A 25,904-nucleotide genomic window follows, 5' to 3' on the forward strand; every position below is an offset into this window, starting at 1 on the left:
AAAGAGGTCGGCCCGAAATAAAAATCGGGCCGACCTCTTTTTAATTAATTAAATATTCCATGTCGAAATTCGCTATTGTTAAAAGACAGCCGGTCTATAGGGGGGTAAATTTAAAATTATGTATAATGATTTCAACACTATAACCCGTTGCCGGTTTTTTACCATTATATAACCAAAGATTCATCAAAACGGGCATTGCCAATGAACTTACAGAATTTGGCGGATTAGTCCAGGTTTTACTGGCGTAAAGGTTAGTGTCATCATCATAAAAACCACCCAGGCTCTTAAAAGTAACGGAATTGCTTGTCCTTTTAAATCTTTGGGTAGTATAGGTTCCGCTTAACGTGAAGGGATAAACGACCTCTACACTGGATTGGGTGCTACCGGTTTGAGGATAAAGGGTATAATTCAGCATATTATTATTGTTTTGAACACCCCATTTTGAATATTCAATATCCATTTCATCGAATCCGTCATTGCCCGAATAATTAAACATACCAAAAACTACATTCTTGTCCAAAGAACCCAATGCCCCTTCCACGCTCCACTGATAGGTGCCATATCCAAGGTTCTGTGCCAGGGTAACTTCAGCGCAGTGATATTTATTATCGACAGTGCTTTTTGCCAGCTTCAAATGGAGAAACCCACTTGCGTCTACCCAGGCATAAGCCGGATCAAAAATATTTGGGCCGGGTCCCTGGGCCCCGCCTCCGCTGTTGGTAACATTCCAGGTGTATCCCGCAAATTGTAAAGTGTTAGCCGCCAGGAGTTGTAAGGTTGAGGCCCCTTTACCAGCTGTTTGCCCATCGGCAGAAAGGGCACCCATCTGCATATCCCTTTTACAGGAAGTCAATGCCACAAGCAGCAGCAGCGCAGGAAAAATTGTTTTTTTCATAATTTGATTTTTTGTTGATTAAGGTTTTAATGGAGAATATTTAATTAATTGGCCATAGCGAAATACACTTGTTTTGATTGTCACGTGTACGTACACGAATATAATGTTAAAATTCTATCCAACAAAAAATTTGAAGGAGTTATGTCCCTTGTTACCTTTTTGCCCAAAGAGAAAGTATTTTTAGGCTTATATTTATATATATGCTAAAGTATACGGCTACCTTTCTTCGGTTCTTTGCCCCCGCTATCCTTTTCCTCCTACTCTCCGCAGGACATACACAAGCGCAGGATTCAGCCACGCAAAAATCTGCGCAGGACAGTATAAAATCTGCTTTTGTCCAAAAAATGCAGCAGTTTGCTACATCCACAAGAAAAGAGAGTGTGACGGAGCGTGACCGCGATAAGACAGATATGCACCAGGATGAGCTTTTTGAGGTTATCAAAAAAACGATGCAGGGTGCAAAAACCTTTATGAAGAATGGGATAGACACAGCCGGCATTGGCCAGGATCTGGCAGACATCACCAATTGGCACCGGATTGCCGGGGATGGTATCTTTCAGCATGCAGGCAGATCCCAAACTTACCGCAACCTCACTACGACCAGTAACCTTTTACAGGTGATGCAAAATAGGGTGACCCTGTACAAGACGGAACTGGATAGTTACCAGCACAAGCTCTCTGTTTTCCGCTACCAGCTCGATTCACTCGCCAGTGACTCCACCATGTTTGCTTTTTCCAGCGATTCCGCCGAGGTCGTCAAATACCTGCAGAAACTGGGAGTTATGGCCCATGAGATCGCTCCTGTGGTCAGCATGTTGAAAAAAGCCATGTCCCATGTCCAGACCCTGCAGACCGAAGTTAACATGCAGGTATATAAGATCGTCGCCAGCAGGGATGAAATAGAACTATATCAGCGTGACCTTTACCGCCATACCTTTAACCGCGAATTGCCCGATATATGGGGAAAGGCCGGGCAGGACAGACCTTTTAGCGAGGTCGTCAAATACTCACTTGCCAAAGGGCTGCTCACCCTTCGTTTTTATGGGATTGATAATCTTGGCAAGATCGGCTTGTTACTGTTGCTGACGATATTATCCGCTCTTTATTTATTATCGCTCAAAAAGATTTACCAACAGCAAAACCTGCTGCAGACGGATCGTGCAGGGCAATTGGTGTTGAGATACCCATTGCTGTCGGCCATTATGATCGTATTTAATGTATTCCAGTTCCTGTTTTTTTCTCCGCCGTTTATATTCAGCGCAATTTTATGGATAATTTCGGCCGGGGCGCTTACCTATATTTTTCATGGTTTTATTTCCCGCTACTGGATGCGCGTCTGGTTGGCCATAGCGGCGCTTTTCCTGTTGGCCTGTCTGGATAATCTGATCCTTCAGGCATCGTGGGGAGAAAGATGGATGATGCTTTTATTGGCACTCGCCGGAATGATCATCAGCATGGTCGCCCTTGCCAGAGGCAGCAGAGAGGTACTGAAAGAAAAATGGATCATCTATTTTATCGGCTTCCTTGCGGTGCTTGAGTTAGCTTCGGTGCTTGCCAACTGTTCTGGCAGGTATAATTTTTCAAAAACCCTGCTTTCCAGCGGTTACTTCAATGTCATCATCGCCATCATGTTCCTGTGGACCGCAAGGCTGATCAACGAGGGAATAGCGCTTGCTTTCAGGGTATATACCGGCCAGGAAAAAAAATTGTTTTATATAAATTTTCAGCGGGTTGGTCCCCAGGCTCCGCCGCTGTTTTATATTTTCCTCATCGCCGGCTGGCTCATCCTCTTCGGCCGGAACTTCTACGCGTTCAGATTGATATCCAATCCTATAAAGGATTTCCTTAGCGATGAACGCTCTGTCGGCGATTATACCTTTACGATCAATACACTGCTGTTGTTCGTCTTCATCATGGGTTTATCCGTTGTCATTTCCCGCATTGTCTCTTATTTTGCGACAGACAGACATGCTGCACGGCCCGGGAATCCGGCTAAAGAAGTAAAAGCCGCCATCGGCAGCTGGCTTTTACTGGTACGTATATCCATCATTACCCTGGGTCTCTTTTTTGCTTTTGCCGCGGCAGGCATACCCATGGATAAGATAGCCATCATAATGGGTGCGTTGGGAGTCGGCATAGGTTTCGGATTGCAGACACTCGTCAATAACCTGGTAAGCGGTCTGATCCTTGCCTTTGAAAAACCTGTCAATGTAGGCGATGTCGTTGATGTCGACAACCAGGGGGGAACCATGAAATCCATCGGCTTCCGGAGCAGCATTATCTCCACCTGGGATGGCGCTGACATGATCATGCCGAACGGCGATCTCCTGAAATCCCATCTGATCAACTGGACACTGGCCGGCAATAAAAAAAGAATGAACATTGTGGTCGGAGTGGCGTATGGTACCGATCTTGAATTTACACAGCAACTGCTGAGGGATATCATGGGTAAGGACGAGAGAATACTGAAATATCCCGCTCCTGTCGTGCTGTTCCAGGAATTCAGGAACAGCACTATCGAAGTCAAACTATTTTTTTGGGCGAGAAGTCTGAATGACAGCTCCCAGACAAAAAGTGATCTTATTATTGCCATTGATAAGGCCTTCAAAGAAAATAATTTCACCAACCCCTTCCTACAACAGGAAATCTATATCCATAAACCGCCGCCACAATCGCCTTCCTCACCACCATCTCCATCGTCGCCGCAACCGGATCAGCCAGGCAATTGAGATAGATCCATGTAGGCAAATTCCCATTGATGACCGTCCAAATCTGCAAAATTATGCTGGTACATCCAGCCATGATCCTGCGGTTCGCTGTACATGGAAGCACCCAATTCTTCTGCTTTGGCTACAATACGCTTCACCTCTTCTTTGGAACTTGCGTCCAGCGTGATAATAACCTCAGTAGCTTTCCTGGCATCACTTATCCCTTTTTTAGTGAATGTCTTAAAGTAGGATTCCGTCAGCAGCATCGCATAAATGGTTTCGCTGATGACCATACAGCCTGCCTTTTCATCGGTAAATTGCGGATTGAAGTGGAAGCCAAGCCCTTCAAAAAAGGCCTTTGACTTTACCAGGTCTTTTACGGGTAGATTAATAAAAACTTTTGTTGCCATGATATTAATTTTGACTTTGTATAATCTGTTTAGGGCAGCAAAGGAAAATAATCCGGACCAGATCGAATGGTCTAAAAATTGGTTAAACCGGTAAATTTTATCAGTTTCAGGATTTCCTAAAGGCCGAAGGAGAAATTCCCGTCTGTTTTTTGAAGAATTTACCAAAGTTGGCCGGATCTGAGAAGTTCAGTTGATAGGCAATTTCAGCAATTTCAAAATCGGTATAACGGATTAAGGACTTCGCCTCGAGTATCACCCTTTCTGTAATAAATGAAAGCGCATTTTTACCCGAAATGGATTTGACCGATTGGGATAGATAATTTGCTGTTACGGAAAGAAGATCCGCGTATTCCTGCACGGTTCGTTTATCGATATAGTGGTTATTTATCAATTCGATGTATTTTCTCAGTAGTATTTGCTGAGGGGTGGCCAGCCTTATTTCTTTTTTTCTTTCAAGGGCAAAGTCCTTCAACTGATAGAGCAAGGCGAGCAACCTGACCCTGGCCTCCACATGTTGTTCCTTGTCTGACCTTTCGTATGCCCCGAATACCTCTTCGAACTGGGGCTTTATTTTTTCAAAAGTAGCATGATCAAACTTAAACAGATTGGTGTGCAGTAAGTCAAATAATGGAAATTCCGTATGAAAATCCGGTTTAAAAAAGGAGAAACATTCGGAGGTAAAATAAATCACATAGCCTTCCAAAGCATTACTGTGGGAAAAGCTATACACCAACCCCGGAGAATGGAATACAAGATATGAATCAGGGTCACTCACCGTTTGGTCATTAAAATTAATTTGAATACTTCCGGAATTGACAAGCAGGGCGAAAAAATAAAATGATCTTTTAAACGGGGGCCGGTAAATCTGCACCTGTTGGTCTAATTTTTTTAAGCGAAGACAGTAAAAATCCGGGTTGGCCGTTCTGCCAGGCCAGGGAATAGACTCCAGAAATTCGTTGATATCCGTATAATAAGGAATGGGGGCTTTTAATCTATCCATCTGACAAATTTATGAATCGCAGGGCTTTTTAAGTGTAAAAATGTCCGGTATTTATTACTTACGCAATATATGGCCAGGGTTCGAATTAGAGGCAATATATACTTTCCAACCTAGTGTCGCAAAGCATGATACGATAACAAGACACAGTGCGCTGATAAAAATATCGATGCTAAACTCCGTATGATAAACATATATGAAGCGGAAAATGATTTTATCAATAATCAGATAAGCAAATAAAGATCCTACTGCAAAGGCGGCCGTAATGTTCCATATAAAATCCCGGGTTATCAATCCCATGAGGTAAGGAATAGAAGCACCCAGTACTTTTCTTATCCCAACTTCCTTGCTCCTGCGTAGAATATTGAGCGATACCAGCGCAAATAATCCTGAAGCAGATAAGACCATGATAATACCTGCCAAAAAGAAACAAACCGACTGAAGCCCTTGGTTCATATATTTCTCCTTTTCAATTACATCAGATTGTAAAAAACCATTGTAGGGTTTATCGGAGGCTACCTTGTGCCAGGCTTTTTTAATGGCCTTGTGTACATCCTTCAGACGGCCTGCATTCGCCCTAACCACCATAAATTTAAATTCATCCGCTGATGCCAGGCGTAAAATGCAGGGAGGAATCTCACCGTGTAAACCAAGCTCTTTATAATCGGAAACTACTCCGATAATGGTATAATAAAAACTATCTACTTTAATCTGCTTACCAACAGGCTGGCTGATATGCAATTGATTAACCAGGGTATTATTTACTATTACTGAGCTCTTTTTGTCAACTTCACTGTTGTAAAAATGTCTGCCCTGAAGTAAACGAATATTCATTGTTTTCAAATAGGCTTCCCCACCGACTGCCGCTAATTGTGCAGTCACCTCTTTATTGTCTGCTGACACTTTAGCGCTTACCGAGCCCGCTCCTATTTGTTGTACTGCGCCACCGGTACCGGCAATGTCTGCATTGCTGCGCAACATACTATTTAAAACAGTAAATTCCTGACCACTGCTTACGGCCGTCACCGCAATATCATTTATTGCATAACCAAAATCCGCTTTATCCTGATAATCTGCATTTTTTGTAAGGGTTATCCCAATGATGAGGGCCAGAGATGATATAACAAACTGCACAAAAAGCAGCAGCCTGGTAAAAGGGCTTTTCGGTCCAAATCGGGTAGTGCCTTTCAAAATGCCGATGGGTTCAAAAGAACTAATATAGAATGCCGGATAAAGCCCTGCAACCAATGCAGTGCTGACAGGCAAAAGAAAAAGAAATAGTAGTAAGACAGGGTTTTCTTTTATATTGAACCCCAGTTCAATTCCTGACTGGCTATTTAATAAAGGCAAAATACTTTTCACCAGAACTACAGCCAATAGGGAAGCAATTATACCAATTAAGATATTTTCCATTAAGAATTGTTTTATTAATTGCCGTTTTCTTCCACCCATGACTTTGCGCATACCTATTTCTTTCAACCGCGTTCCGGCAAAGGCTATCGAAATATTTGTAAAATTAAAACACGCGATTATTAGTATAAATAGGGATAGGATAGCCGGTACAAACACCACCACACCCCGGGGATTGTTATTCAATGAACCGCCCTGGACATAGCTGTCAAAATCTATATCAGAGCTAAGTGCTATTTCCCGGAAAGGCTGAAAATAAAATCCTTCAACCTTCCAGTCTTCCCGCTGCCGGTTTTGTATAGCTGTGTACCGGTCTAAAATCCGGGTTATTACTGTTACCGATTGTTTGTTTTTAATTTCCACGAAGATGGTCATCAGCGCGGCATGACGCCAGTCTGTAAGATCATTTTCCAGGTTTACCAATGCATTGTCAAATGATGCCACCATGTCAAATTGGAAGCTTGAATTCAGTGGTGTTTTTCCCAGTATCCCTATTACAGTAAAGACTCCGCTTCGTCCATCTTTCACTAAGGTCAACTGCTTTCCGACCGCTTGTTCTTTACCAAAATATTTGAGTGCCAGCGTCCCGCTAATCACCATATTATTCCTGCCTCCAAATCCATCAAAACTCCCCGCTGCCAACGGCAAATGAAAAAAGCTAAACAGGGTTGGGTCCGCAAAATATAATTCTTCATTTATTACATTTTCATCTTTCTTAACAATAACGTTCTGGCTGTACAAACGTGCCATCCGGTCAATACCGGAAATATCATTAATCATAGAACTGCCCAAAGGCGCCGGGGCGATACCCCACCGCCGGGTAGCGCCATCCATCTTCCTTAATGAATTGACACGATAAATATTTCCGGTATGGGAGTGATTAGTATCAAAAGACGCCCGGTAATTATAATTAAGGTAAGAAAGGATACAACAGGCGAGCGCAAAGCCGAGTCCTGCGAGGTTGATGGCGACATAAATCTTATGCTTCCAAAAAATACGAAGCGCAATCTTCAGATAGTTTTTAAACATGGTCCTGGTTAAGAGTTAAGTAATTGATTTTCTTAGACTACCGATCCTTATAAATGGTTACAGGGAAAATAAATTTGCGCAGTTAAATAACTGCACTTATATTCGCAGTCAAATAACTGCGTATTATGGAGACAAGACGGGACGTTTTTCAGGCGATAGCCGATCCAACCCGAAGGGTAATATTGGGTTTGGTGGCTTTACAGGCGATGACACCGGGTGCAATTGCCGAAAACTTTGATTCGGCAAGACAAACAATTTCAAAGCATATTCAAATTTTAACCGAATGTGAATTACTGAAACAAACCCAATCCGGCAGAGAAATCTATTATCACTTCAACCCTGAAAAAATGAAAGAAATAGCAGATTGGATGGAGCCTTATCGCAAACTGTGGGAGGGCAGGTTTACAGCAATTGATGATTTACTGACTGAAATGCAAACAAAAAAAAAGAATCACAACAAATAATTAACCAACAATTTAAAATCAGATTACATGAAAAAGCAAATGTATCCATGTTTATGGTTCGATGGTCAGGCCAGGGCAGCAGCAGATTTTTACTGCACCATTTTTCCCAATTCAAAAATACTCAACGATTCAGGAATGGTGGTAAATTTTGAACTTAGTGGGCAATTTTTTATGGGTTTAAACGGGGGCCCTAACTTTCAGTTTAACGAAGCCGTTTCTTTTGTTATTCCCTGTAAGGATCAGGAAGAAATTGATTACTATTGGTACAAACTCATAGCTGATGGAGGTCAGGAAGGCTCGTGCGGATGGTGTAAAGATAAGTTCGGATTATCCTGGCAAGTAGTCCCAACCATATTAGGTGAACTTATGGCAAACCCAGCAAACGGGCAACGTGTTGTACAGGCATTTATGAAAATGCGAAAATTTGATATTGAAGCATTACAAAATGCCTGAGGCTATGAAAAGAAATAATAAAAATATAGATTCATCGATTGCTTAAATTAGATAATTCAAACAAGTATGGCCAAACAAATAGAAGTTACGAAAATATTTAACGCTCCCGTCGAAATGGTTTGGGAAGTTTGGGTGGACCCTGAGTTGGTTAAGCGTTGGTGGGGTCCAAAACATTTTATATCGCCTTTGGCAAAAATTGATTTTCGGGAAGGTGGTAAATCCCTGGTAAGTATGAAAGCCCCGAAAGAAATGGGTGACCAGGAATTTTATTCCATTTGGGAATATGTAAAAATTATTCCGCTACAAACAATTGAGTTTATTCAAAACCTGGCTGACAAAGAAGGCAATAAAACCGAACCTATCAAATTAGGTATGCCGCCTGACTTTCCCATGGATATTAAAACCGTTGTAACTTTCAGGGAAGTTGAAAATAGTAAAACAGAAATGACCGTTACAGAGTATGCTGATATGGGCACGATGAGCAACTTTGCACAAATTGGTTTGGAACAAAGCCTGGAAAAAATGGCTTCTATTTTTAGTTAATATGACAAGGATAGATTGGTTGGAAGGGTAATTTTTCGGTGACCGGATCCGGACTGCTTTTGTACCGGAAGCGGACAGTAGGGAACGCTTTTAGATCTTCATCAATCTGATAATCAGTTTGATGTAAAAGGGGCATCGGTTTTGGATAATCTGGTTACGCGTAAAAACCAATTGGCAAACATGCTCCAAAATTATCTGAAAGTCATCTGGAGAAGCCTCCTGCGGAACAGGACATTCTCTTTTATCAACATCTCCGGCCTCGCCATCGGTCTTGGCTGCTTCCTGCTGATCTCCCTGTATGTGCTGGACGAACTGAGCTTCGACCGTTACTACGATAAACAGGGAAATATCTACCGGATCAATATGGATGCCCGTTGGGGAGGTCAGGAGCTTCGCCTGGCAGAGACATCGGATATGATGGGTACCCTCCTTAAAAATGATTATCCTCAGATACAGGAGTATACTCGAATTTACGCCCCTAAGGGTGACACCAAACTGATCAGGAAAGGGAATGAATATGTCACCGAAGCGCATGTAGCCCATGTCGATTCAACCTTCTTCCATGTCTTTGCATTCCCGGCCCTGGCAGGCGATACGCGAACTGCGTTGAATGACCCGCATACCGTGGTGATGACAGCATCGGCTGCGGCCCGCTATTTCGGATCGGCAGGCGAGGTCATCGGCAAAATGCTCGATGTCCAGGAAGGCGGCAAAGACGTGCCCTATAAAGTGATGGCCGTGATTCCGGATATGCCCCGCAATACGCATTTCCATTTTGACCTGTTATTCTCGATGAAGAGCCTCGATTATAAATGGGGACAGATAGGTAATGTCAATTTTCACACTTACCTGGCCCTTAAACCGGGTACCGATCAAAAAGCCTTTGAAAAACTGTTCCCAAACTATATCGTGAAACACCTCATCCCCGCGATGAAGGATTTTCAGATCTACAGCATGGCCGACTTCGAAAAATCAGGTAACCGGATTAGCTTTTCGCTGATTCCGGTAACGCGGATCCATCTGTATTCCGACAGACAGGGTGGAGAAGAGCTGAGCCCGACCGGCAGTGTACAGTATGTAGCCATTTTCTCAGCCGTGGCCTTGTTCATCCTGCTTATTGCCTGCATCAATTTCATGAACCTGACGACGGCCCGATCCGCCGGCAGGGCCCGGGAAGTGGGCATCCGTAAAGTATTGGGTTCCGAACGCAGTAAACTGGTAATGCAGTTCCTCACGGAATCTACCCTGATGGTGCTCCTGTCCTTACTAGCCGGCATCGGGATCGTCTTTCTGGCACTGCCGCTTTTCAATTCATTATCCGGCAAGACATTGACCTTGTTAAGTCTTTTTTCCCCGGTGATCCTGCCCCTGCTGATCGCATTGCCTTTTGCAGTCGGTCTGCTGGCAGGAAGCTACCCGGCATTCTTCCTCTCCGGTTTTAAACCGATCGAAGTATTAAAAGGCCGGCTGAAGGCAGGTACAAGGAGCGGAGGGCTTCGGAGCGCCCTGGTCATATTCCAGTTTACAACTTCCATTGTGCTGATCATCGGGACAATCGTCGTGTTCAGGCAATTGCATTATATTCAGACACGCGATCTTGGATTCAATAAAGACCAGGTATTGATCATCAATGGCACCGATGCTTTGGGCAGTAATGCAGAAGTATTTAAGAAGGAAGTGACACAACTGTCCGGCATAAAAGGAGGGACGCTCAGCGCTTTTCTGCCGGTATCCAAGTCCTCCCGTAACGCATATAATATTTGCAAAGCCCCCGTCCAAACTCCAACAAATAGTTTCAATGCAGAGACCTGGGCGATCGATGATGGATACCTGCCTGCAATAGGGATCAAACTGCTGAAGGGTAGGAATTTTTCCTCCAATTTCAGAACCGATTCGTCGGCGGTGATCATAAACGAGACGACTGCGGCGGTTTTAGGGTTCGCCGATCCGATCGGAAAGAATATATATACCTTCGATGACGCTGGGAAGCCGACCGCTTATCCAATTGTAGGTCTCGTAAAAAATTTTAATTTTGAGACCCTGCACCATGAGGTACGTCCACTTATGTTCCTATTGCAAAGAAGCATAGGCCTCGCCTCCTTTAAGGTGAATACGGCCGCCATCACCCCGCTGATCGGAGAGATCAGGAACAAATGGACAGCCCTGGCGCCTGGTTTACCTTTCAGTTTCAGATTCCTGGATGATTCTTTTAACGAAATGTACCAATCCGAGCAACAGGTTGGAAAGATTGCCATTATCTTTTCGGTATTGGCAATATTGATCTCCTGTCTGGGTATGTTCGGGCTGGCGACTTTTGTTGCAGAGCAAAGAACAAAAGAGATCGGGATCCGTAAGGTGCTCGGTGCAAGCATGCATGGGATCGTCGGCTTGCTTTCAGCCGACTTTATGAAACTGGTGGCCATCGCTTTTATCATCGCCGCCCCTTTCGCGTGGTGGATCATGAATAAATGGTTGCAGGACTTTGTTTACCGGGTAAACTTCAGTTGGTGGATCTTCCTGGTGGCAGGAATGGCTGCGTTGCTCATCGCACTGGTCACGGTGAGCTCCCAGGCGTTGCGCGCGGCGATTGCCAATCCTATAAGGAGTCTGAAAACGGAATAAATATTATCGGTCCAACCGGTGAGAGCATTTACCTTTTCCCGGGAGTTTTTTTTGTTACATTTTCATATTGCCCATATCCATTCCTTCCATTGGGTTAGCTCCATTGCGAAAAATATACTCGCTTTGCAATAAATAAGATCCACTCAGGACAACGATGTCTCCGGGCTGCAAACCGGATTTTATTTCGATAAACCCATCTCCCTCCTGGCCGGTTTCGACCATCCGGCTTTTAAACGTATTTTGGCCTGTCTCTACCCAAACAACAGAAATTTTACCATTTCTGAGGACAGCATCAGCGGGAAGAGATACCATTTTTCGTTGGGGATCATTGATGGTTACATAGGCAGCCATGCCTGGTTTCAGCAAATTGTCTGTATTGGGAATCTCCACCCGAATTAAGTTGATCCGGTTATCCGGGTCAATCTCCGGATTGACAAAAACAATATTACCCTGAATGGTCTTTCCGGGGAGATCCGGAAATTGTATAAGCGCTTTCCCTGTTGCATTGAACATAGAAAGTTGAGATGTATATACCTGGGCTTCCACCCACAGTTTGGAAAGGTCGGCCATTTTTACAATCGTTCCTCCTTCTGCTATATAGTCTCCCTCCTTTACGCTCAATTCCGTAATGGTTCCTGCTCCTGTACCATAAAAAGGGGTAGTTGCTGTTGCCTTGCCATTCTTAGCCAATCCGGCAATTTGTGATTCGCTCATGCCCCACAACAATAATTTGTTTTTTGCGCTTTGTGCCAGCTCAACATAATTGACAATGGAATTGCCTAAAATCTTTTGCTTTTCTAAAATAAGGAGATATTCCTGTTGGGCATTATTCAGGATTTCGCTGTACAGATCATAAAGGCGGGCCCCTTTAGGAATAGCATCCCCTATATTTTTATAATATAACTTGTCTATCCTGCCGCCGATCCTTGCACTTACTGCGTTTAAGGCAGACTGATCAAAATTGACAGTTCCGGTCAATACTACTTCTCTGGCCATACTGGCGGGGCGGATAGTGTCCACCCGGATATTGCCTGATTCAATTTGTTCAGGGCTGAGTTTTATTTCATCACTGTTTTGCTGCTGACTCTTCCTGACCGCAGTCAATTCCATATGACAAATAGGACATTTACCGGGTTTGGATTCTACGACTTGCGGATCCATCGAACAGGTATAATATACGTCTGGGTCTGCCTTTGCCGTATTTTTCTTTCCCATCTTGCAGGATGCTACCAAAAAAAGGGTGAGCAGCATGAAGGAAAATAGCCTAAAGAGTCTTACGGTGCTGGTGGGTAGAAGGGGGTTTTTAAATAATGTTGTCATAACTAACCTTTTACTTTAATAAAACTATCGCTGTCCATTAAAAACTGAGCATTCGCGGCTACGCTATCCTGAGCGCCTAATCCGCTAATGATCTGGATCAGGCCGTCCGTTATCATGCCTGTTTGCACGGCGCTGACCTGAAAAATACCCTTCTCCTTCTTTAGCACTACCTGGTGAAGCCCCAGCGACAGGACGGCTTCCCGGGGCAACCAGGTTCCCGGGCCGGTAGCTCCCCGGATAGTGGCTTTTACCTGGCTACCAATGGGTAACTTTCTGACAGCATTATCGAAATAGACCCTTGCCGTAAGCGTTTTGCTATTGTCGCGGTAAAAAGGTTCGATATAACTGATCCTGGCCTCAAAAGGTTTATCCGGGTCCGTCTCCGGGGTTATGGTGAGCGGAGAACCGGTTTTTACAAGAGGTGAACTGCCGGAATAAAGGTTAAGGATGATCCAGCTCTGATCCGTGTTATATAACTGGAATACGGTCTGACCTTTTTGTACATACATCCCTTCTTTGAGGGGAAGTTCACCCATTTGTTTTGTAACGTCCATGGGACGAGGTCCGCCGGGAATTTCTGCCAAATTGCCTGCTTCATGGATATGTCCGGTATAGCGGGAATATACCGTCACCTTATACAAGGCTTTGCCGGATTGGGCGATTTGTTGTAATTGTCCGGCATCCAATCCAAGCAATATTAATTTCGTTCGGGCTGCATCCACCAGGGTGGCATTGCCGGGATCGTTGTGCAGGAGAAATAATAGTTCTTGTTGGGCCGTAACTAATTCCGGGCTATAAATATCCATGATCCTATCTCCCCTATGGACATGTTGATACCGATATTTTATATACAGTCTTTCAATTCTTCCGGAGACCCTGGCAGCGATAGTCTGAATCTGCCGGGTATCATAGTCCACCCGACCCAATGCCACAATGGACATTGATAGATTGGACGACTGTAAGGTCGTTACCGGGATATCGGACACTACAGCGGTATTGGTCGGCTGAAGCAGCGTATGCAGGTCAATGACTGAATTTTTAGGTTCGGCGACCTGTTCGGCTTGCGGTTTAGTAACCTGGTTGACCGGACGATGGTTGCAAGCAGACATGGTCAGGATCAACGCGGCGAAAGCCATTATGAAGAATGCGGGTTGCGCACTGAAAGCCATTTTAAAATTTCTTATCTGCATAGCTTTATTTTTGTTCAAGTATTTTATCCATCTCTGCCTGCATGGAAAGCAGATCCTGTAACTGTTGTAAATATTCCAGTTGGGTCACATTCCGTGTTTCCCAGGCATCAAGCAATTCGAATAATTCACCGGTATTCTGTTCATAGCCTAACTGCAGGACCTGGTAATTCTTTGTCAGTGCTGGTATGATTTTTTGTTCGAAAAGCCGGATCTGCCTTTTTTTGCTGTCAATGGCAGCTAATATGCCCTGCGCCTGCCCGGTGGCTTCATTAATGAGTAGTTGCTTTTGTTGGATCAGTGATTGCTCTTTCCATTTCAGGCTCTCGATAGTTGCTTTGGTTCCCTTGGACGACCAGGCGGCCATGGGAAGTTTCACCATTGCCATCAGGGAATATTGCATCGGCAGTCCTCCGAAACCAAACATATGATCGTACCGGATTCCGAATTGGGGTTTTAATTTACTTCTTTCCAGGTCTTGCTGCAAATAAACCAAATCAATATTTTTTTGAACTGCCTTTATATCGCTTCGGTTTTGGCCGAAATAGCTGCTATCAGCCTGGCTAGTGTCATTAAAGCCATAGTCTTTAATGCTATAGGAGGTGTCGATGCGGAATAGAGTCATTTTGTCCCTGTTCATCAGGGTATTTAAAATCGCCTGTTGCTGGGTAATTTCATTTTGCAGAATAATCCGTTGGTTCTCTATATTGCCCAATGCCGCTTGAGCCTTGTAGTACCCATTTAGTTTGCCCAGATTATTCTTAAAGCGGATCTCTGTGCTTTGGATCATAAAATTCAGCAGTTTTTCATTATCATCCAGCACCGTTAATTTTTTCTCCGTGATCAACCAGGAGTAATAACCTTTTTTAGCAGCCGCATACAGATCATTCAGATTCGCTTGCCGGGACTCCTTACTACCAGCAGACACTGTCCTCAGGTATTTTTCGTTCGCGTCCAGTTCTTTTTTGTTGGGGATCATTTGCTGGGCGGAAATCATATACTGCCCCATCCCACTGGTACCATCGGCATTTCTTTTCCAGAGGGAGGGATTATAGGGCGTCATCCATAAGCCAGTTCCCAGCTCCGGTGGCATCCAGCTCCGCGCTCCTTTTGCCGCTTCATCTGAAGACCGGATATCCGCATCATAAATCCTTAATGAAGGATGATTGGCCTGGACCAGCGACAATACTTCATCCAGTTTCATTATGGCTTGAGAGCGGACCTCCGCCCGAAATACAAAAACAGCCATCATTATAATTACTAATCGTTGCATGATTTACTATTTTACTTCCAGTGTATCGATCTTGCCATGTTTTCTCAATTCATATTCCTTTGTCAGGAGGAAAATGATGGGGGTCACCAATAGAATATGAATAGACGAAGTGAATACTCCTCCGATCATAGGCAGTACAATGGGTTTCATCACATCACTACCCACTCCTGAACTCCATAAGATGGGAATAAGGCCGAACAGGGCCACGCATACTGTCATCAGTTTTGGTCGTAATCTTTTAGCAGCCCCGCGTACTACATATTCCCGCAAGTCATTGTTACTAATGGTCTCCCTGGAATTTCCTTTTGCAGCCACCAACTGCTGCATGGCATCATTCAAATAAATCACCATTACGATACCCGTTTCCACCGCTAATCCGAACAGCGCAATGAAACCGACGGCGACTGCCACCGATAAATTCACTCCCCAGAAATACACCAGAAACACTCCTCCGATCAGCGCAAAAGGAATCGAAATTAAACTCAGCAAGGCTTCCCGCGCAGAATGGAAGGCGAAGTACATAGAAATAAAGATGATCACCAGAACTATTGGTAAAACAAGTTTTAATGTCTTTTCCCCCCGGATAAGGTTCTCATACTGGCCACTCCATTCCAGGAAATAACCTTTCGGCAGGCGGGTTAGCATTTTATTCAGCCGGTCCTGCGATTCCTGCACGGTACCGCCCAGGTCCCTGTCACGTACGTTGAAAAGAACGGTACCCCGCAATAAGGCATTTTCAGAATTGATCATGGGTGGTCCTTCCGTTAGCTGAACATCCGCTACAGCACTCAAAGGGATAGGGCCAAATAAGGTGGTTTGTACGGACAAACGTTTCAGCGCTTCTAAATTATCCCGAAAACCCTGGCCGTAACGGGCGTTGACGGAGAAACGCCGGCGACCTTCAATGGTAGTTGTCAGTTTTATGCCGCCGAGCGCGCTTTCCACAACGGCATTCACATCATCGATGCTTAGCCCATACCGGGCAATCTCATCCCGTTTGATATTGATGTCAATATATTTACCTCCGGTGATGGGTTCGACGTACAGATCTTTTACCCCTGCGATTCCCTTTAATTCAGTTTTTACTTTCTGTGCGAAGGCATAAATCGTATCCAGGTTCTGGCCATACACCTTGACACCTACATCGGTACGAATCCCGGTGGAAAGCATATTGATCCGGTTGATAATTGGCTGTGTCCATCCATTGGTCACACCGGGTATCTGTAGTTTGCTGTTCAGTTCATTGATAATATCCTCTTTGTTAAAACCAGACCGCCATTGCGATTTGGGTTTGAGCAATACGATCGTCTCGATCATGCTGATGGGAGAGTTATCCGTGGCAGAATTGGCACGGCCGGCCTTTCCCAGCACGTTTATCACTTCCGGGGTGGATTTGATAATCTTGTCCTGGACCTGCAGGATTCTTTTCACTTCGGAATTGGAAACATCAGGTAAAGTAACCGGCATAAAAAGAATAGACCCTTCATCCAGGGGCGGCATAAACTCCCTGCCCAGGCTCAGGATAAGGGGGATGCTGATCAATAACGCAATTATATTGATACCTATGGTGGTTTTCCTCCACCGGATACATAGCCGTATGATCGGTTCATAGATCCTTTCCAATACCCGGTTGACCGGATTGGCCTGTTCGCCGCGGAACCGGCCCCGCATAAAAAAGGAAATCAGTACCGGTGCCAGGGTCACTGCCAGGAACGCATCCACCAGCAGGATAAAGGTTTTGGTGTAGGCCAAAGGATGGAATAGCTTTCCTTCCTGGCCCGTTAACAGGAATACAGGCAGGAAGGAGGTAATTATGATGATGGTGGAAAAAAATACGCCACGGGATACCTGTTTACAAGACCTTTCGATAATAGTAAGTCTTTCTGCCTTTGGTATCCGGTAGTAATTATTTTTTTTCTCCCAGCCTTCTTTGTAATTTTTAAAAGCCATACGATGTTATTTATTCAGTGAATGCTTTAATGAGCCAGAATGCTTTTCCTGCCATTCGGCCAGATTCCGGTAAGAATTTTCTGACATGATTATGCCGTTGTCCACAATTACCCCAATGGCCAGGGCAATTCCCGTTAGCGACATAATATTCGAGGACAGGCCAAAAGCGTTCAGCAGGATAAAGCTGATAGCAATGGTGATAGGAATCTGAATAATAATGCTCATGGCGCTGCGCCAATGGAATAAAAACAGAATGACGACAAGTGAAACGGCCAGCATTTCTTCTCCCAGCTTGCCTTTGATATTTTCCACTGCTGCCTCAATCAAGGTACTTCGGTCATAGGCGATTTTAAAGTGAACACCTTCCGGCAAACCCTTTTCCACATCTTTCATTTTTTCTTTTACCGCCTTGATCACCTGGTCGGCATTTTCGCCATAACGCATTACGACAATACCACCCACAACCTCTCCTTCCCCGTTCTGGTCAAAAATCCCCAACCGAAGGTCCCCACCTAACTGCACTGTGCCGATATCTTTTACCCGGACCGGTATCCCTTTATAATTGGCGAGCGCAATTCCTTCCAGGTCTTCTTTGTTTTTGATATACCCCAGGCCACGGATGATATAGGCCATATCGCTTATCTCGAATTTTCGGCCACCAACATCGTTATTGTTCGCCTTGACCTTACTGATCACGTCCATCAGAGATACATTGTAATATTGGAGTTTGACGGGATCGATAACGAGCTGGTATTGTTTTTCAAAACCGCCGAAGGAGGCGATCTCTGCGACGCCGGGTACAGTCTGCAATCCGAATTTGATATACCAGTCCTGTAAGGCTCTTTGTTCACCCAGATCTATTCCCGGAGCATCCAGCGTATACCATAAAACATGTCCCACACCCGTTCCATCGGGGCCCAAGCTGGGTGTTACTTCAGGGGGTAATAACCGTTGGGCATAATTCAGTCTTTCCAATACCCGGGTACGTGCCCAGTAAACATCGACATTATCCTCAAAAATGATGTAGACAAAGCTCATCCCGAACATGGACGTTCCCCGGATGTTCTTAACTTTGGAAATGCCTTGCAGGTTGGATACCAGCGGATAAGTTACCTGATCTTCCATGATCTGGGGACTGCGGCCCATCCATTCCGTAAATACAATTACTTGATTTTCAGACAGGTCGGGAATAGCATCGATGGGGTTTTGCCTGACGGCGAATACCCCCCAGGCAAACAGGCCCAGGGCTGTTACCAGCACCAGGTACCTGTTACGGAGGGATAGTTCAATTAGTTGCTGAACCATGGTTTTGAATTGGTGTTTTTTAATGCTTGGTGCTGTCCATCTTCATGCCCTTCATGCCCTTCATGGCTTCATGTTTCGCCATTGGCTTCTTTTTCACCAGGTCCATTCCACATTTTGGGCATTTGCCGGGTTTATCATTGATTACTTCCGGGTGCATGGGACAGGTGTATACGGTCTTCGCTGCGGGATGCATTTTGCTTTTGGGCATTGTAGTATCCTTGGCACTTTGTGCAAAAGAGGCCGTAGTGGCGGTTAATACGATCAGGAGAATGAGCAATTTCTTCATTTTTTTGTTTTTGTATTTATTAATAAATAGTTGGTTACGATTTTCTCAGATTGCGGCAGCAATCCGGCAATGCATTATAATAGGATAGCCGTCAGACGGAACTATCCAGGAACAAAAAAAATAAATAAGGAAATAATGTGAAAGGGGTATTTAACAAACCCCCGGAATGCTGGCAGAAAGCCAGGCATTAAAGCAGAAAGAAATCAAATACGGAAATGGCAATTTCGAATAAACAGAGGGACCTTATCGGGGTCAGGGGGTGCATTCGTTGTGGGATGGTCAACAAGAAGGGAAGAAACGCATCTGTCAGGCAGATTTACAAGATTGCCCAATAATTGATCAGGAGAAGCGGTAAATAAAGTATACGCCGACTCTGTGGTTTTTTGATCTTTATCCAGCTTAACGACAGTTTGTTTGTCCTTACAACAGCCGCCCTTAACAGCCATACAACGGCCGTCAGCACTATTTTTAGGCATTCCGCATTGACCGCAATCTTTCTTATCCTCATTCAAGAGACCCCAGGAAAAGAGTTTACCCATGCAGTAATGCAAATGGACAGTAGCCCCCATCGAAGTAGATAGGTAGATAATAGCTAATATGGTGGCGAAAACCTTTTTCATGAAAATTCTAACATAAAGGTATACTTATTACGGATATTTCAAAATTATGACTTGTTAAAATGAATCTTCAGCCCGTTATTCGTCTAATACCTTGGATAGTTTTGACGTGGCTGAATAATCATTACTCAGGATGGTAACCCGCCTAAAAAAATCCCGCCTGTATTTGTCTCCAACAGGTAATTGCTTTTTTTCCAATTGAAGCTCCTCCGTTGTAAACGACCTGATTCTGGCCAGAGCAACAATATAAGCACGATGGATCTGGCAAAAATCATCTTGCGGCAGCATTTTCATAAAGCTGATCAAAGTAGCCTGTACCATATATACATCCTTCTCCGTAAACAGCTTGCAGTAATTCTTGCAGGCCTCTAAATACAGGATATCCTGTATGCGAATGCAGATAAATCTGCCGCCAAAGCGTATGAAAAAACGATCTTTCATTTACTATTTATTTAATCGGCCAATGGGATGGAATCCGGTAAAAACAATATGTTTGGATAAGTAACTCTCTTTGACAGGTTCTTCTTTCATCAGATCGGTGCTTAAGTATTTTTTGTTATCGTCACACAATAGCGTAACTACGGTTGCATCTTCGCCCATGGCTTCTTTTATCCTGATCGCACCGATCACGTTGGCTCCTGCGGAGATCCCTACAGCAAGCCCCAATTCCCGGGAAAGCTTTTGAGCCATCAGGATGGCATCACCATCACTGGCCTGGATAACCCGGTCCAATTCATCCAGCTTAACAATAGCAGGTATAAATTCATCCGAAATACCTTGTATACGGTGGCTACCCACTTTATAGCCCGTTGTCAGCGTAGGTGACTCTTCAGGTTCGAGAGGATGAACTTTAATAGCCGGGTTCATAGCCTTCAGATAATTTCCAATGCCCATAATTGTTCCTCCGGTGCCTACGCCGGCAACTATAGCATCAGGAGTCTTACCAAAGGTGCGCAGCTGCTGCCATATTTCCGGGCCGGTACTTTGTTCATGTGCCTGGGCATTATAACGATTCTCGAACTGGCGGGGCAGGAAGATGGATGGATTTTGTGCTGCCATAGTTTCTGACAATCGGATACTGCCCAGGAAACCACCTTGTTCCTTCGAGATCGGAATGACCTCGGCGCCCATGCTTTTAATAATATCAATCCGTTCTTTGCTTAACCAATCCGGCATGATGATCTTAACCGGGTGACCAAGGGCACGGCCGATTGCCGCGAAGGCGATTCCCGTATTGCCGCTTGTTGCTTCCACAATAAGATCACCGGCCTTTATTTTATCATTTTTATAAGCCTGGTACAGGATATAAAGAGCCATCCTGTCTTTAACACTACCGGTTAAATTGTAATGTTCGCATTTGACATATATCTTTCCGCTTTTCCCATCATATTTATAATGGACTTCAAGCATCGGGGTATTTCCAACCAGGTGCCATAGGTGGCTGAACCTTTCCTCTACTGAAATATCCAATTCAGGCAAATCCACATTATCCTTATTCATAATTCATTAAAAATAGATAATACCGATTTTTTAGACAAGCAATGGTCAATAATCCATAAATTATTCGATTTATATGCTTGTTAAGCAGAAAAACATCAGGTCTCTCTGACAAAATGCCTTATTATTGTCTTTATATTCATTCCCGTTTGACGATGAGCCAATTAGACCCCACCGATCAGGAGATTTTAAAGCTTTTGCAAAAAAATGCTTTACTAACGAACAAAGAAATCTCCTACAAGCTGCATAAATCGATCGCAACAATCCATGAGCGAATCAGGCGCCTCAAGGAGCAAGGTTATATCCAGCGAGTCGTTGCTATCCTGGACCGAAAGAAAATAAACAGGAGCCTGATAGCCTTCAGCCAGGTGCTCCTGAATGATCACGCCGCCTCCACCCTTGTACAGTTCGAACAGGAAGTTGCAAAATTCCCCGAAGTCATGGAGTGTTTCCAAATGACCGGTAATTTTGATTTCCTCCTGAGGATAGCGACCTGCGATATGGAAGCCTACCACTCTTTTTACCGAAACAAACTCGCGACTTTACCAAATATCACAACCGTTCAAAGCTTCTTTGTGCTTTCGGAAACAAAAAGTGATACTGCCTACCCGCTATAAAATACCTGAAAGAGAAAAACAGAACTTTACTCCCAAAGGGTTTTAGCCCATCCAGGTTTTTTTCATTGGGCAAATCTGTTTTCTTTCTGTATTCCACATGGCATAGCTATTGCGTTTGATTAAGTTCAAAACGTTATTATTCATCATTTAAAAAAATCATTGAACTATGCCACAGAAAAATCACGAAGAAGCAGCCAAACATCATGAAGAAGCTGCTAAACATCACCGTACAGCCGCTGAACATGCAGGTAAGGGAGAAAACGAAAAAGCTGCACACCATGCACAAGCCGCTCAGGGTCATCATACCAAAGCAGGCGAACAAGGAAAGGAAGCTTCAAAGAAATATGCCGACCAGCATGATAAAAAAAATAAAGGCGGGAAGTAGAAAGCGGGAAGTAGTTTTAATAGAGATTGATGGACAAAGAGGCCGTTAAAGAAATTTAGCGGTCTTTTTTTGAATTCCCCCCTTGGCAGGATATTCTACCTGGTCCAATAATTGAAGGAACAGTTTAGGTTTTACATAGAATTATTATGGACATCCTCATAAACATTTTCGGCGAAGGAAAGGATTTATCTATTACACAAATGTCCTTCAGGGGAATATTGGTATTTTTCATAGCCCTATTGCTGATAAGGATTTCAGGAAGGCGCTCCTTTAGCCTTCACACCCCGTTGGATAATATCATTACCATTGCGTTGGGAGCCATTTTAAGTCGGGCTATCGTCGGAGCTTCCGATTTTATGCCGATCATTATCTGCAGTACTGTTATAGTTTTACTTCACCGGGTAGTGAGCTGGCTGGTCGTACACAATAAAAAGGTAGAACAGTTAGTGGAAGGCAAAATGATCCTTTTATTTAAAAAGGGTTCATTTATCCCCAAAAATATGTCTAAAGCCTTAGTCTGTCAGGAAGATGTTCTTCAAGGCGTAAGGAAGTCAGCCTTAACGGAAGACATGGAAAAGATCGATAAAATCTATATTGAAAAAAATGGCGAAATCAGTGCTATTAAGAAAGCCTGACTTGAAAAGTCTCTGTCTTTAGACTATCTTTTGTGACGATCCCGTGGCATAAGTTTTGAAGCGCATTAGGTAGACCCAATTTATATTCATCATTAAAACAAAAGCCTATGTTACGCTGGACTGTAATTTTTCTTGTTATAGCTCTTATAGCCGGTGCGCTGGGATTCTTTGGAATTGCAGCCGGTGCGGCTTCCATTGCCAAGATCATTTTCTTTATTTTTATTGTGTTATTCTTATTGTCCTTTATAGGAGGCAGAAGAGGAGTCAGCCGGTCTTCGGATCTTCCCTAACAAGAGAAAAATAAACTCACCAAACCATTGTCCAAAAGGTCAATGGTTTTTTTAATCCCTCTACCCCAATTATAAGTGGTACCAGCAGCCTTTCAAAATCATGCCTTCAACAGTCGTCAAATCATTAAAGGAAAGTATACATTCAAAAAGGTAGGATAATACTCATTTTGTGGATTTTTTTTCCTGGAGGGAAAAGCCGGTATTTCATGGCGTTTCTGATCAATCAGTAGGTAACCTATCATTAACGTTTGCCTGGTAGTCACACGAGCACGATTTTTCCGGCTACGGCGCTCTCATCCATCAATCGGTGCGCTTCGGCGGCCTGCGCGAGCGGCAGGACTTTTCCGATCCGGACCTTTATCCCACCACGGGCCGTCAACTCCAGCACCTTTTCCATCACGGTCCGGTCGAGGTTTGTCGCGGCAAAGGAGGCACGTATGTCTGCCGCAGCAGCTTTGTCGGCGGAGGGTGGGTTGACGGTGGAGAGCAGCAATCCGTTTTTCCGGACAACAGCCATCAATGCTTCCTGCGTTGACCCTCCGACAAAATCGAGCGCCAGATCGATGTCGCGGACGCCATCCAGGTAGCCGGGTATGGTATAATCCACGACCTTATCGATACCCAAGCCGCGGAGTATGTCCAGGTCTTCGCCAGTGGCGGTGCCGATAACGGTCGCGCCCAGGGTTTTGGCCATTTGCAAGGCATACAAACCAACAGAGCCTCCTGCACCCAGCAGAAAGACACGGTCCCCTGCTTTGACGGAGGCGATTTTGTACAACAGGGTATACGCAGCACCGGCCACAATGGGCAAGGTAGCGGCTTCGATAAAGGACAATTCCCTGGGTTTGGAAACAACCTCCCCATCGCCCGCGATCATATATTCGCCGTAGGCGCCTCCACGCTGAAAAGGTACACGGGTAACCACTTCGTCTCCGGGCTTGAAACCGTCAAGGCGGCTTTCGGCTACCACACCGGAGGCCTCCCAGCCTGGCACCAGGGGCAGCGGCAGCGGTATGCTGTCTTTTAAATAACCGTTCCTGATCTTGCTGTCTATGGGATTCAGGGAAGCAGCCTTTACTTGTATGAGAACTTCTTTGTCCTGTGGTATGGGACGGTCAATGTCGACGAGTCGGAGCACCTCTGCTCCTCCATAATAGGGAATTTGTATAGCTTTCATAAACATTATTGTTTTATGAAGGCAAAGCTACCTTAACATAGGGCGTAAGGAATTGTACGTAGCGGCTGTTCTTGAGCAGCTGTTTGGCGGAAACCCCAAAGGTCCGGCGGAACATCCTGGTAAAATGAGCCTGGTCGGTAAAGCCGTTTTGGATCGAGGCGGTGGACATGGGCAGGCCGTTCTGCAGCACCTGGAAGATGACCTGTTTGATGCGTTTCCAAAGAACATACTGCGAAAAAGAAACACGAGTCTCCCGGGCGAACAGGTGGCGGAAGCGCTCAGCAGACAGAAAGACCCGGCCAGCGACCTCATCCAACACGAGCGGATTTTCCAGGCGGTCATCGATGTACGCCAGGGCCTCCCGGATCCGGTCGTCGATGCGGGGTTGGGAAGATAATCCCGGCAGCAGCCGGTTGAGCAAGTCCTCCGCGAAAAGCACCATGTCCGTCATGTCCGTATGCGTGATGTCAGCAATAGCGTCGATCGGTATAAAGGGTTTACCATCCAGCATTTCCTTTAGCTGCCGGCCCTGATAACTTTCCGCATCGATAAAATACACCAGTGCCTCCGTGTCCTTCGCCTGGCAGGCGTGAGTAATGTACTGGTTCACAAAAAATCCGTTGAGACCCTGGTATGCTCTGCCGTCTATGACGCTGTCAAAGGTGTTCCTCAGGCTGACAACGATTTGAAAGCATTGGTGGTAGTGCACATTTACCACGGAATGACGGGCGAGAAAGGAGATCATATCGCGTCAAAGGTAATGGATACCGTTCATCTATGTCAAAAACGGACTCATTTGTTCGGTTTTGCACTTAGCAGTGGCCAGGAAAAAATTCTTTGGGCCGCATTGGGTATAATTAGCCACGGCCGTTATATTTGCCGCGAAACAATTTGCAAAGGAAAACCTTTGCGCAAACAGGCTCATTAAACACTCACATTATGACAAAAACTAAGGCAGTCCTGGGCGTCATCGTCACAGGATTTTTCGCATTTACAGGCTGCGTGCCCACCAAGAAATTCAATGAGGCCCAGCAGGCATTATCCTCGGCCAGATATGATAGTGCCTTACTGGCAAATAAGGTAAAGGATCAACAGGGCACTATTGCCCGCCTCACCCAACAAGGGGTCGATCAGGGTCAAAAAATCGATTCCCAGGCACAGGTAATCGAAGGTTTAAATAAACAGATCGGCGGGTTTTCCCGTCAGATAACGGATCTGAAGGACAAAAACAGCCAGTTGCTGGCCGATGCCGCCGCCAAACAATCTCTCTTAAGCAAAAGCAAACAGGACCTGATCAACCAGCAGGTGAAGCTGGAACATCTGCAGGCGCTGATGGATAAACAGAAAAAAGCGATCGAGGAAATCCGCAATAAGATGACAGACGCCCTGGTCGGTTTCAAATCGAATGAGTTATCCGTCGCCGTTAAAAACGGAAAAGTGTATGTAAGCCTTCAGGAGAATTTGCTCTTCCCTTCTGGTAGCGCAGTAGTAAATCCCAAAGGAAAGGAAGCGCTTGGAAAACTGGCCGAAGTCCTGAACCTGAATCCGGATATTACCGTCGGTATCGAAGGACATACGGACTCAATTCCCATCCGGGGGAAATATCAGGATAACTGGGACCTCAGCCTGGCCCGTTCCGCCTCGATCGTGCGGATCCTCACTACCGATTATAAGGTTGCCCCAGTCAGAGTGATTGCCTCCGGTCATAGCCAGTATGACCCCGTTCAGTCCAACAGCAGTCCTGCCGGAAGGGCATTGAACAGGAGAACGGATATTATCCTGTCCCCTAAACTGGATGAGTTGTATAAATTATTGCAGACGCCAGACCTTTAGT

The 25,904-nt window shown here is 44.9% G+C and carries 23 protein-coding genes and 1 pseudogene; 10 read left to right on the forward strand and 14 right to left on the reverse strand.

From position 1 onward, the window contains the following. Positions 1-94: 94 nt before the first annotated feature. A complete protein-coding gene (locus ACX0G9_RS17785; protein WP_459066290.1) occupies positions 95-895 on the reverse strand; it encodes a glycoside hydrolase family 16 protein in 801 nt (266 codons plus the stop codon). Between the two features lie 200 nt (positions 896-1,095). Between ACX0G9_RS17785 and ACX0G9_RS17790 the strand changes: the two genes are divergently transcribed. Further along, positions 1,096-3,624, forward strand: coding sequence for a mechanosensitive ion channel family protein (locus tag ACX0G9_RS17790; protein WP_459066291.1), 2,529 nt, complete (start codon positions 1,096-1,098; stop codon positions 3,622-3,624). On the opposite strand, the gene ACX0G9_RS17795 is transcribed toward ACX0G9_RS17790, so the two are convergent. From ACX0G9_RS17795 to ACX0G9_RS17805, 3 genes are all read right to left on the reverse strand, one after another. Further along, entirely contained in the window at positions 3,609-4,013 is a 405-nt protein-coding gene (locus ACX0G9_RS17795) for a VOC family protein (RefSeq protein ID WP_459066292.1), read from the reverse strand. The genes ACX0G9_RS17790 and ACX0G9_RS17795 overlap by 16 nt on opposite strands. Positions 4,014-4,119: 106 nt before the next feature. Further along, positions 4,120-5,013: a helix-turn-helix domain-containing protein gene (locus ACX0G9_RS17800; RefSeq protein ID WP_459066293.1), complete on the reverse strand. Its 894-nt coding sequence runs from the start codon at positions 5,011-5,013 to the stop codon at positions 4,120-4,122. A 54-nt stretch (positions 5,014-5,067) separates the two neighbouring features. Next, positions 5,068-7,449, reverse strand: coding sequence for an ABC transporter permease (locus ACX0G9_RS17805; protein WP_459066294.1), 2,382 nt, complete (start codon positions 7,447-7,449; stop codon positions 5,068-5,070). Positions 7,450-7,574: 125 nt separating this feature from the next. On the opposite strand from ACX0G9_RS17805, the gene ACX0G9_RS17810 reads away from it, so the two are divergent. From ACX0G9_RS17810 to ACX0G9_RS17825, 4 genes are all read left to right on the forward strand, one after another. Then, positions 7,575-7,913: an ArsR/SmtB family transcription factor gene (locus tag ACX0G9_RS17810; RefSeq protein ID WP_459066295.1), complete on the forward strand. Its 339-nt coding sequence runs from the start codon at positions 7,575-7,577 to the stop codon at positions 7,911-7,913. A 27-nt stretch (positions 7,914-7,940) separates the two neighbouring features. Further along, entirely contained in the window at positions 7,941-8,366 is a 426-nt protein-coding gene (locus ACX0G9_RS17815; RefSeq protein WP_459066296.1) for a VOC family protein, read from the forward strand. Between the two features lie 66 nt (positions 8,367-8,432). Continuing rightward, a complete protein-coding gene (locus ACX0G9_RS17820) occupies positions 8,433-8,909 on the forward strand; it encodes an SRPBCC family protein (protein WP_459066297.1) in 477 nt (158 codons plus the stop codon). A gap of 180 nt (positions 8,910-9,089) precedes the next feature. Continuing rightward, positions 9,090-11,531, forward strand: coding sequence for an ABC transporter permease (locus ACX0G9_RS17825; protein ID WP_459066298.1), 2,442 nt, complete (start codon positions 9,090-9,092; stop codon positions 11,529-11,531). A gap of 54 nt (positions 11,532-11,585) precedes the next feature. Here ACX0G9_RS17825 and ACX0G9_RS17830 read toward each other — a convergent pair whose 3' ends face one another. The 8 genes and pseudogenes from ACX0G9_RS17830 to ACX0G9_RS17865 all read right to left on the reverse strand — a co-directional run bounded on the left by ACX0G9_RS17830 (position 11,586) and on the right by ACX0G9_RS17865 (position 20,969). Then, positions 11,586-12,851 (reverse strand): efflux RND transporter periplasmic adaptor subunit, encoded by a 1,266-nt coding sequence (locus ACX0G9_RS17830; protein WP_459066299.1) that lies wholly within the window; start codon positions 12,849-12,851, stop codon positions 11,586-11,588. A 2-nt stretch (positions 12,852-12,853) separates the two neighbouring features. Continuing rightward, positions 12,854-14,041, reverse strand: coding sequence for an efflux RND transporter periplasmic adaptor subunit (locus tag ACX0G9_RS17835; RefSeq protein WP_459066300.1), 1,188 nt, complete (start codon positions 14,039-14,041; stop codon positions 12,854-12,856). 4 nt (positions 14,042-14,045) lie between these two features. Further along, on the reverse strand, positions 14,046-15,311 hold the full coding sequence (locus tag ACX0G9_RS17840; RefSeq protein ID WP_459066301.1) for a TolC family protein: 1,266 nt from the start codon (positions 15,309-15,311) through the stop codon (positions 14,046-14,048). A 6-nt stretch (positions 15,312-15,317) separates the two neighbouring features. After that, positions 15,318-18,566, reverse strand: a pseudogene (locus ACX0G9_RS17845) (efflux RND transporter permease subunit). Between the two features lie 19 nt (positions 18,567-18,585). Next, positions 18,586-18,852, reverse strand: a complete 267-nt coding sequence (locus ACX0G9_RS17850) for a heavy metal-binding domain-containing protein (RefSeq protein WP_459066302.1) — start codon at positions 18,850-18,852, stop codon at positions 18,586-18,588. A gap of 203 nt (positions 18,853-19,055) precedes the next feature. After that, a complete protein-coding gene (locus ACX0G9_RS17855) occupies positions 19,056-19,472 on the reverse strand; it encodes an HYC_CC_PP family protein (RefSeq protein ID WP_459066303.1) in 417 nt (138 codons plus the stop codon). A 75-nt stretch (positions 19,473-19,547) separates the two neighbouring features. Further along, the gene (locus ACX0G9_RS17860; protein ID WP_459066304.1) at positions 19,548-19,910 is read right to left on the reverse strand and encodes a LytR/AlgR family response regulator transcription factor; all 363 of its coding nucleotides are present in this window, start codon (positions 19,908-19,910) and stop codon (positions 19,548-19,550) included. A gap of 3 nt (positions 19,911-19,913) precedes the next feature. Next, positions 19,914-20,969 carry a PLP-dependent cysteine synthase family protein gene (locus tag ACX0G9_RS17865; protein ID WP_459066305.1) on the reverse strand — a complete coding sequence of 352 codons (1,056 nt, stop codon included), beginning with the start codon at positions 20,967-20,969 and terminating at the stop codon, positions 19,914-19,916. 152 nt (positions 20,970-21,121) lie between these two features. Between ACX0G9_RS17865 and ACX0G9_RS17870 the strand changes: the two genes are divergently transcribed. The 4 genes from ACX0G9_RS17870 to ACX0G9_RS17885 all read left to right on the forward strand — a co-directional run bounded on the left by ACX0G9_RS17870 (position 21,122) and on the right by ACX0G9_RS17885 (position 22,893). Beyond that, complete coding sequence (locus ACX0G9_RS17870) at positions 21,122-21,583, forward strand: Lrp/AsnC family transcriptional regulator (protein ID WP_459066306.1); 462 nt, start codon at positions 21,122-21,124, stop codon at positions 21,581-21,583. A 166-nt stretch (positions 21,584-21,749) separates the two neighbouring features. Beyond that, positions 21,750-21,968 (forward strand): hypothetical protein, encoded by a 219-nt coding sequence (locus ACX0G9_RS17875; RefSeq protein WP_459066307.1) that lies wholly within the window; start codon positions 21,750-21,752, stop codon positions 21,966-21,968. 146 nt (positions 21,969-22,114) lie between these two features. Further along, complete coding sequence (locus tag ACX0G9_RS17880; protein ID WP_459066308.1) at positions 22,115-22,603, forward strand: DUF421 domain-containing protein; 489 nt, start codon at positions 22,115-22,117, stop codon at positions 22,601-22,603. A 107-nt stretch (positions 22,604-22,710) separates the two neighbouring features. After that, positions 22,711-22,893: a DUF1328 family protein gene (locus ACX0G9_RS17885; RefSeq protein ID WP_459066309.1), complete on the forward strand. Its 183-nt coding sequence runs from the start codon at positions 22,711-22,713 to the stop codon at positions 22,891-22,893. A 259-nt stretch (positions 22,894-23,152) separates the two neighbouring features. On the opposite strand, the gene ACX0G9_RS17890 is transcribed toward ACX0G9_RS17885, so the two are convergent. Next, a complete protein-coding gene (locus ACX0G9_RS17890; protein WP_459066310.1) occupies positions 23,153-24,070 on the reverse strand; it encodes an NADP-dependent oxidoreductase in 918 nt (305 codons plus the stop codon). Positions 24,071-24,083: 13 nt separating this feature from the next. Continuing rightward, positions 24,084-24,779 (reverse strand): helix-turn-helix domain-containing protein, encoded by a 696-nt coding sequence (locus ACX0G9_RS17895; RefSeq protein ID WP_459066311.1) that lies wholly within the window; start codon positions 24,777-24,779, stop codon positions 24,084-24,086. A 230-nt stretch (positions 24,780-25,009) separates the two neighbouring features. On the opposite strand from ACX0G9_RS17895, the gene ACX0G9_RS17900 reads away from it, so the two are divergent. Beyond that, entirely contained in the window at positions 25,010-25,903 is an 894-nt protein-coding gene (locus ACX0G9_RS17900) for an OmpA family protein (RefSeq protein WP_459066312.1), read from the forward strand. Position 25,904: the final 1 nt, after the last annotated feature.

This window comes from Flavitalea flava, from assembly GCF_054461575.1.

What these genes read in the sequence shown, in the direction of transcription:
- ACX0G9_RS17865 (WP_459066305.1), bottom strand. Translation starts at nt 20,969, where the DNA reads ATGAATAAGGATAATGTGGATTTGCCTGAATTGGATATTTCAGTAGAG.
- ACX0G9_RS17795 (WP_459066292.1), bottom strand. Translation starts at nt 4,013, where the DNA reads ATGGCAACAAAAGTTTTTATTAATCTACCCGTAAAAGACCTGGTAAAG.
- ACX0G9_RS17860 (WP_459066304.1), bottom strand. Translation starts at nt 19,910, where the DNA reads ATGAAAGATCGTTTTTTCATACGCTTTGGCGGCAGATTTATCTGCATT.
- ACX0G9_RS17900 (WP_459066312.1), top strand. Translation starts at nt 25,010, where the DNA reads ATGACAAAAACTAAGGCAGTCCTGGGCGTCATCGTCACAGGATTTTTC.
- ACX0G9_RS17870 (WP_459066306.1), top strand. Translation starts at nt 21,122, where the DNA reads ATGAGCCAATTAGACCCCACCGATCAGGAGATTTTAAAGCTTTTGCAA.
- ACX0G9_RS17825 (WP_459066298.1), top strand. Translation starts at nt 9,090, where the DNA reads ATGCTCCAAAATTATCTGAAAGTCATCTGGAGAAGCCTCCTGCGGAAC.
- ACX0G9_RS17835 (WP_459066300.1), bottom strand. Translation starts at nt 14,041, where the DNA reads ATGCAGATAAGAAATTTTAAAATGGCTTTCAGTGCGCAACCCGCATTC.
- ACX0G9_RS17805 (WP_459066294.1), bottom strand. Translation starts at nt 7,449, where the DNA reads ATGTTTAAAAACTATCTGAAGATTGCGCTTCGTATTTTTTGGAAGCAT.
- ACX0G9_RS17790 (WP_459066291.1), top strand. Translation starts at nt 1,096, where the DNA reads ATGCTAAAGTATACGGCTACCTTTCTTCGGTTCTTTGCCCCCGCTATC.
- ACX0G9_RS17885 (WP_459066309.1), top strand. Translation starts at nt 22,711, where the DNA reads ATGTTACGCTGGACTGTAATTTTTCTTGTTATAGCTCTTATAGCCGGT.
- ACX0G9_RS17815 (WP_459066296.1), top strand. Translation starts at nt 7,941, where the DNA reads ATGAAAAAGCAAATGTATCCATGTTTATGGTTCGATGGTCAGGCCAGG.
- ACX0G9_RS17880 (WP_459066308.1), top strand. Translation starts at nt 22,115, where the DNA reads ATGGACATCCTCATAAACATTTTCGGCGAAGGAAAGGATTTATCTATT.
- ACX0G9_RS17785 (WP_459066290.1), bottom strand. Translation starts at nt 895, where the DNA reads ATGAAAAAAACAATTTTTCCTGCGCTGCTGCTGCTTGTGGCATTGACT.
- ACX0G9_RS17875 (WP_459066307.1), top strand. Translation starts at nt 21,750, where the DNA reads ATGCCACAGAAAAATCACGAAGAAGCAGCCAAACATCATGAAGAAGCT.
- ACX0G9_RS17890 (WP_459066310.1), bottom strand. Translation starts at nt 24,070, where the DNA reads ATGAAAGCTATACAAATTCCCTATTATGGAGGAGCAGAGGTGCTCCGA.
- ACX0G9_RS17810 (WP_459066295.1), top strand. Translation starts at nt 7,575, where the DNA reads ATGGAGACAAGACGGGACGTTTTTCAGGCGATAGCCGATCCAACCCGA.
- ACX0G9_RS17840 (WP_459066301.1), bottom strand. Translation starts at nt 15,311, where the DNA reads ATGCAACGATTAGTAATTATAATGATGGCTGTTTTTGTATTTCGGGCG.
- ACX0G9_RS17850 (WP_459066302.1), bottom strand. Translation starts at nt 18,852, where the DNA reads ATGAAGAAATTGCTCATTCTCCTGATCGTATTAACCGCCACTACGGCC.
- ACX0G9_RS17820 (WP_459066297.1), top strand. Translation starts at nt 8,433, where the DNA reads ATGGCCAAACAAATAGAAGTTACGAAAATATTTAACGCTCCCGTCGAA.
- ACX0G9_RS17830 (WP_459066299.1), bottom strand. Translation starts at nt 12,851, where the DNA reads ATGACAACATTATTTAAAAACCCCCTTCTACCCACCAGCACCGTAAGA.
- ACX0G9_RS17855 (WP_459066303.1), bottom strand. Translation starts at nt 19,472, where the DNA reads ATGAAAAAGGTTTTCGCCACCATATTAGCTATTATCTACCTATCTACT.
- ACX0G9_RS17800 (WP_459066293.1), bottom strand. Translation starts at nt 5,013, where the DNA reads ATGGATAGATTAAAAGCCCCCATTCCTTATTATACGGATATCAACGAA.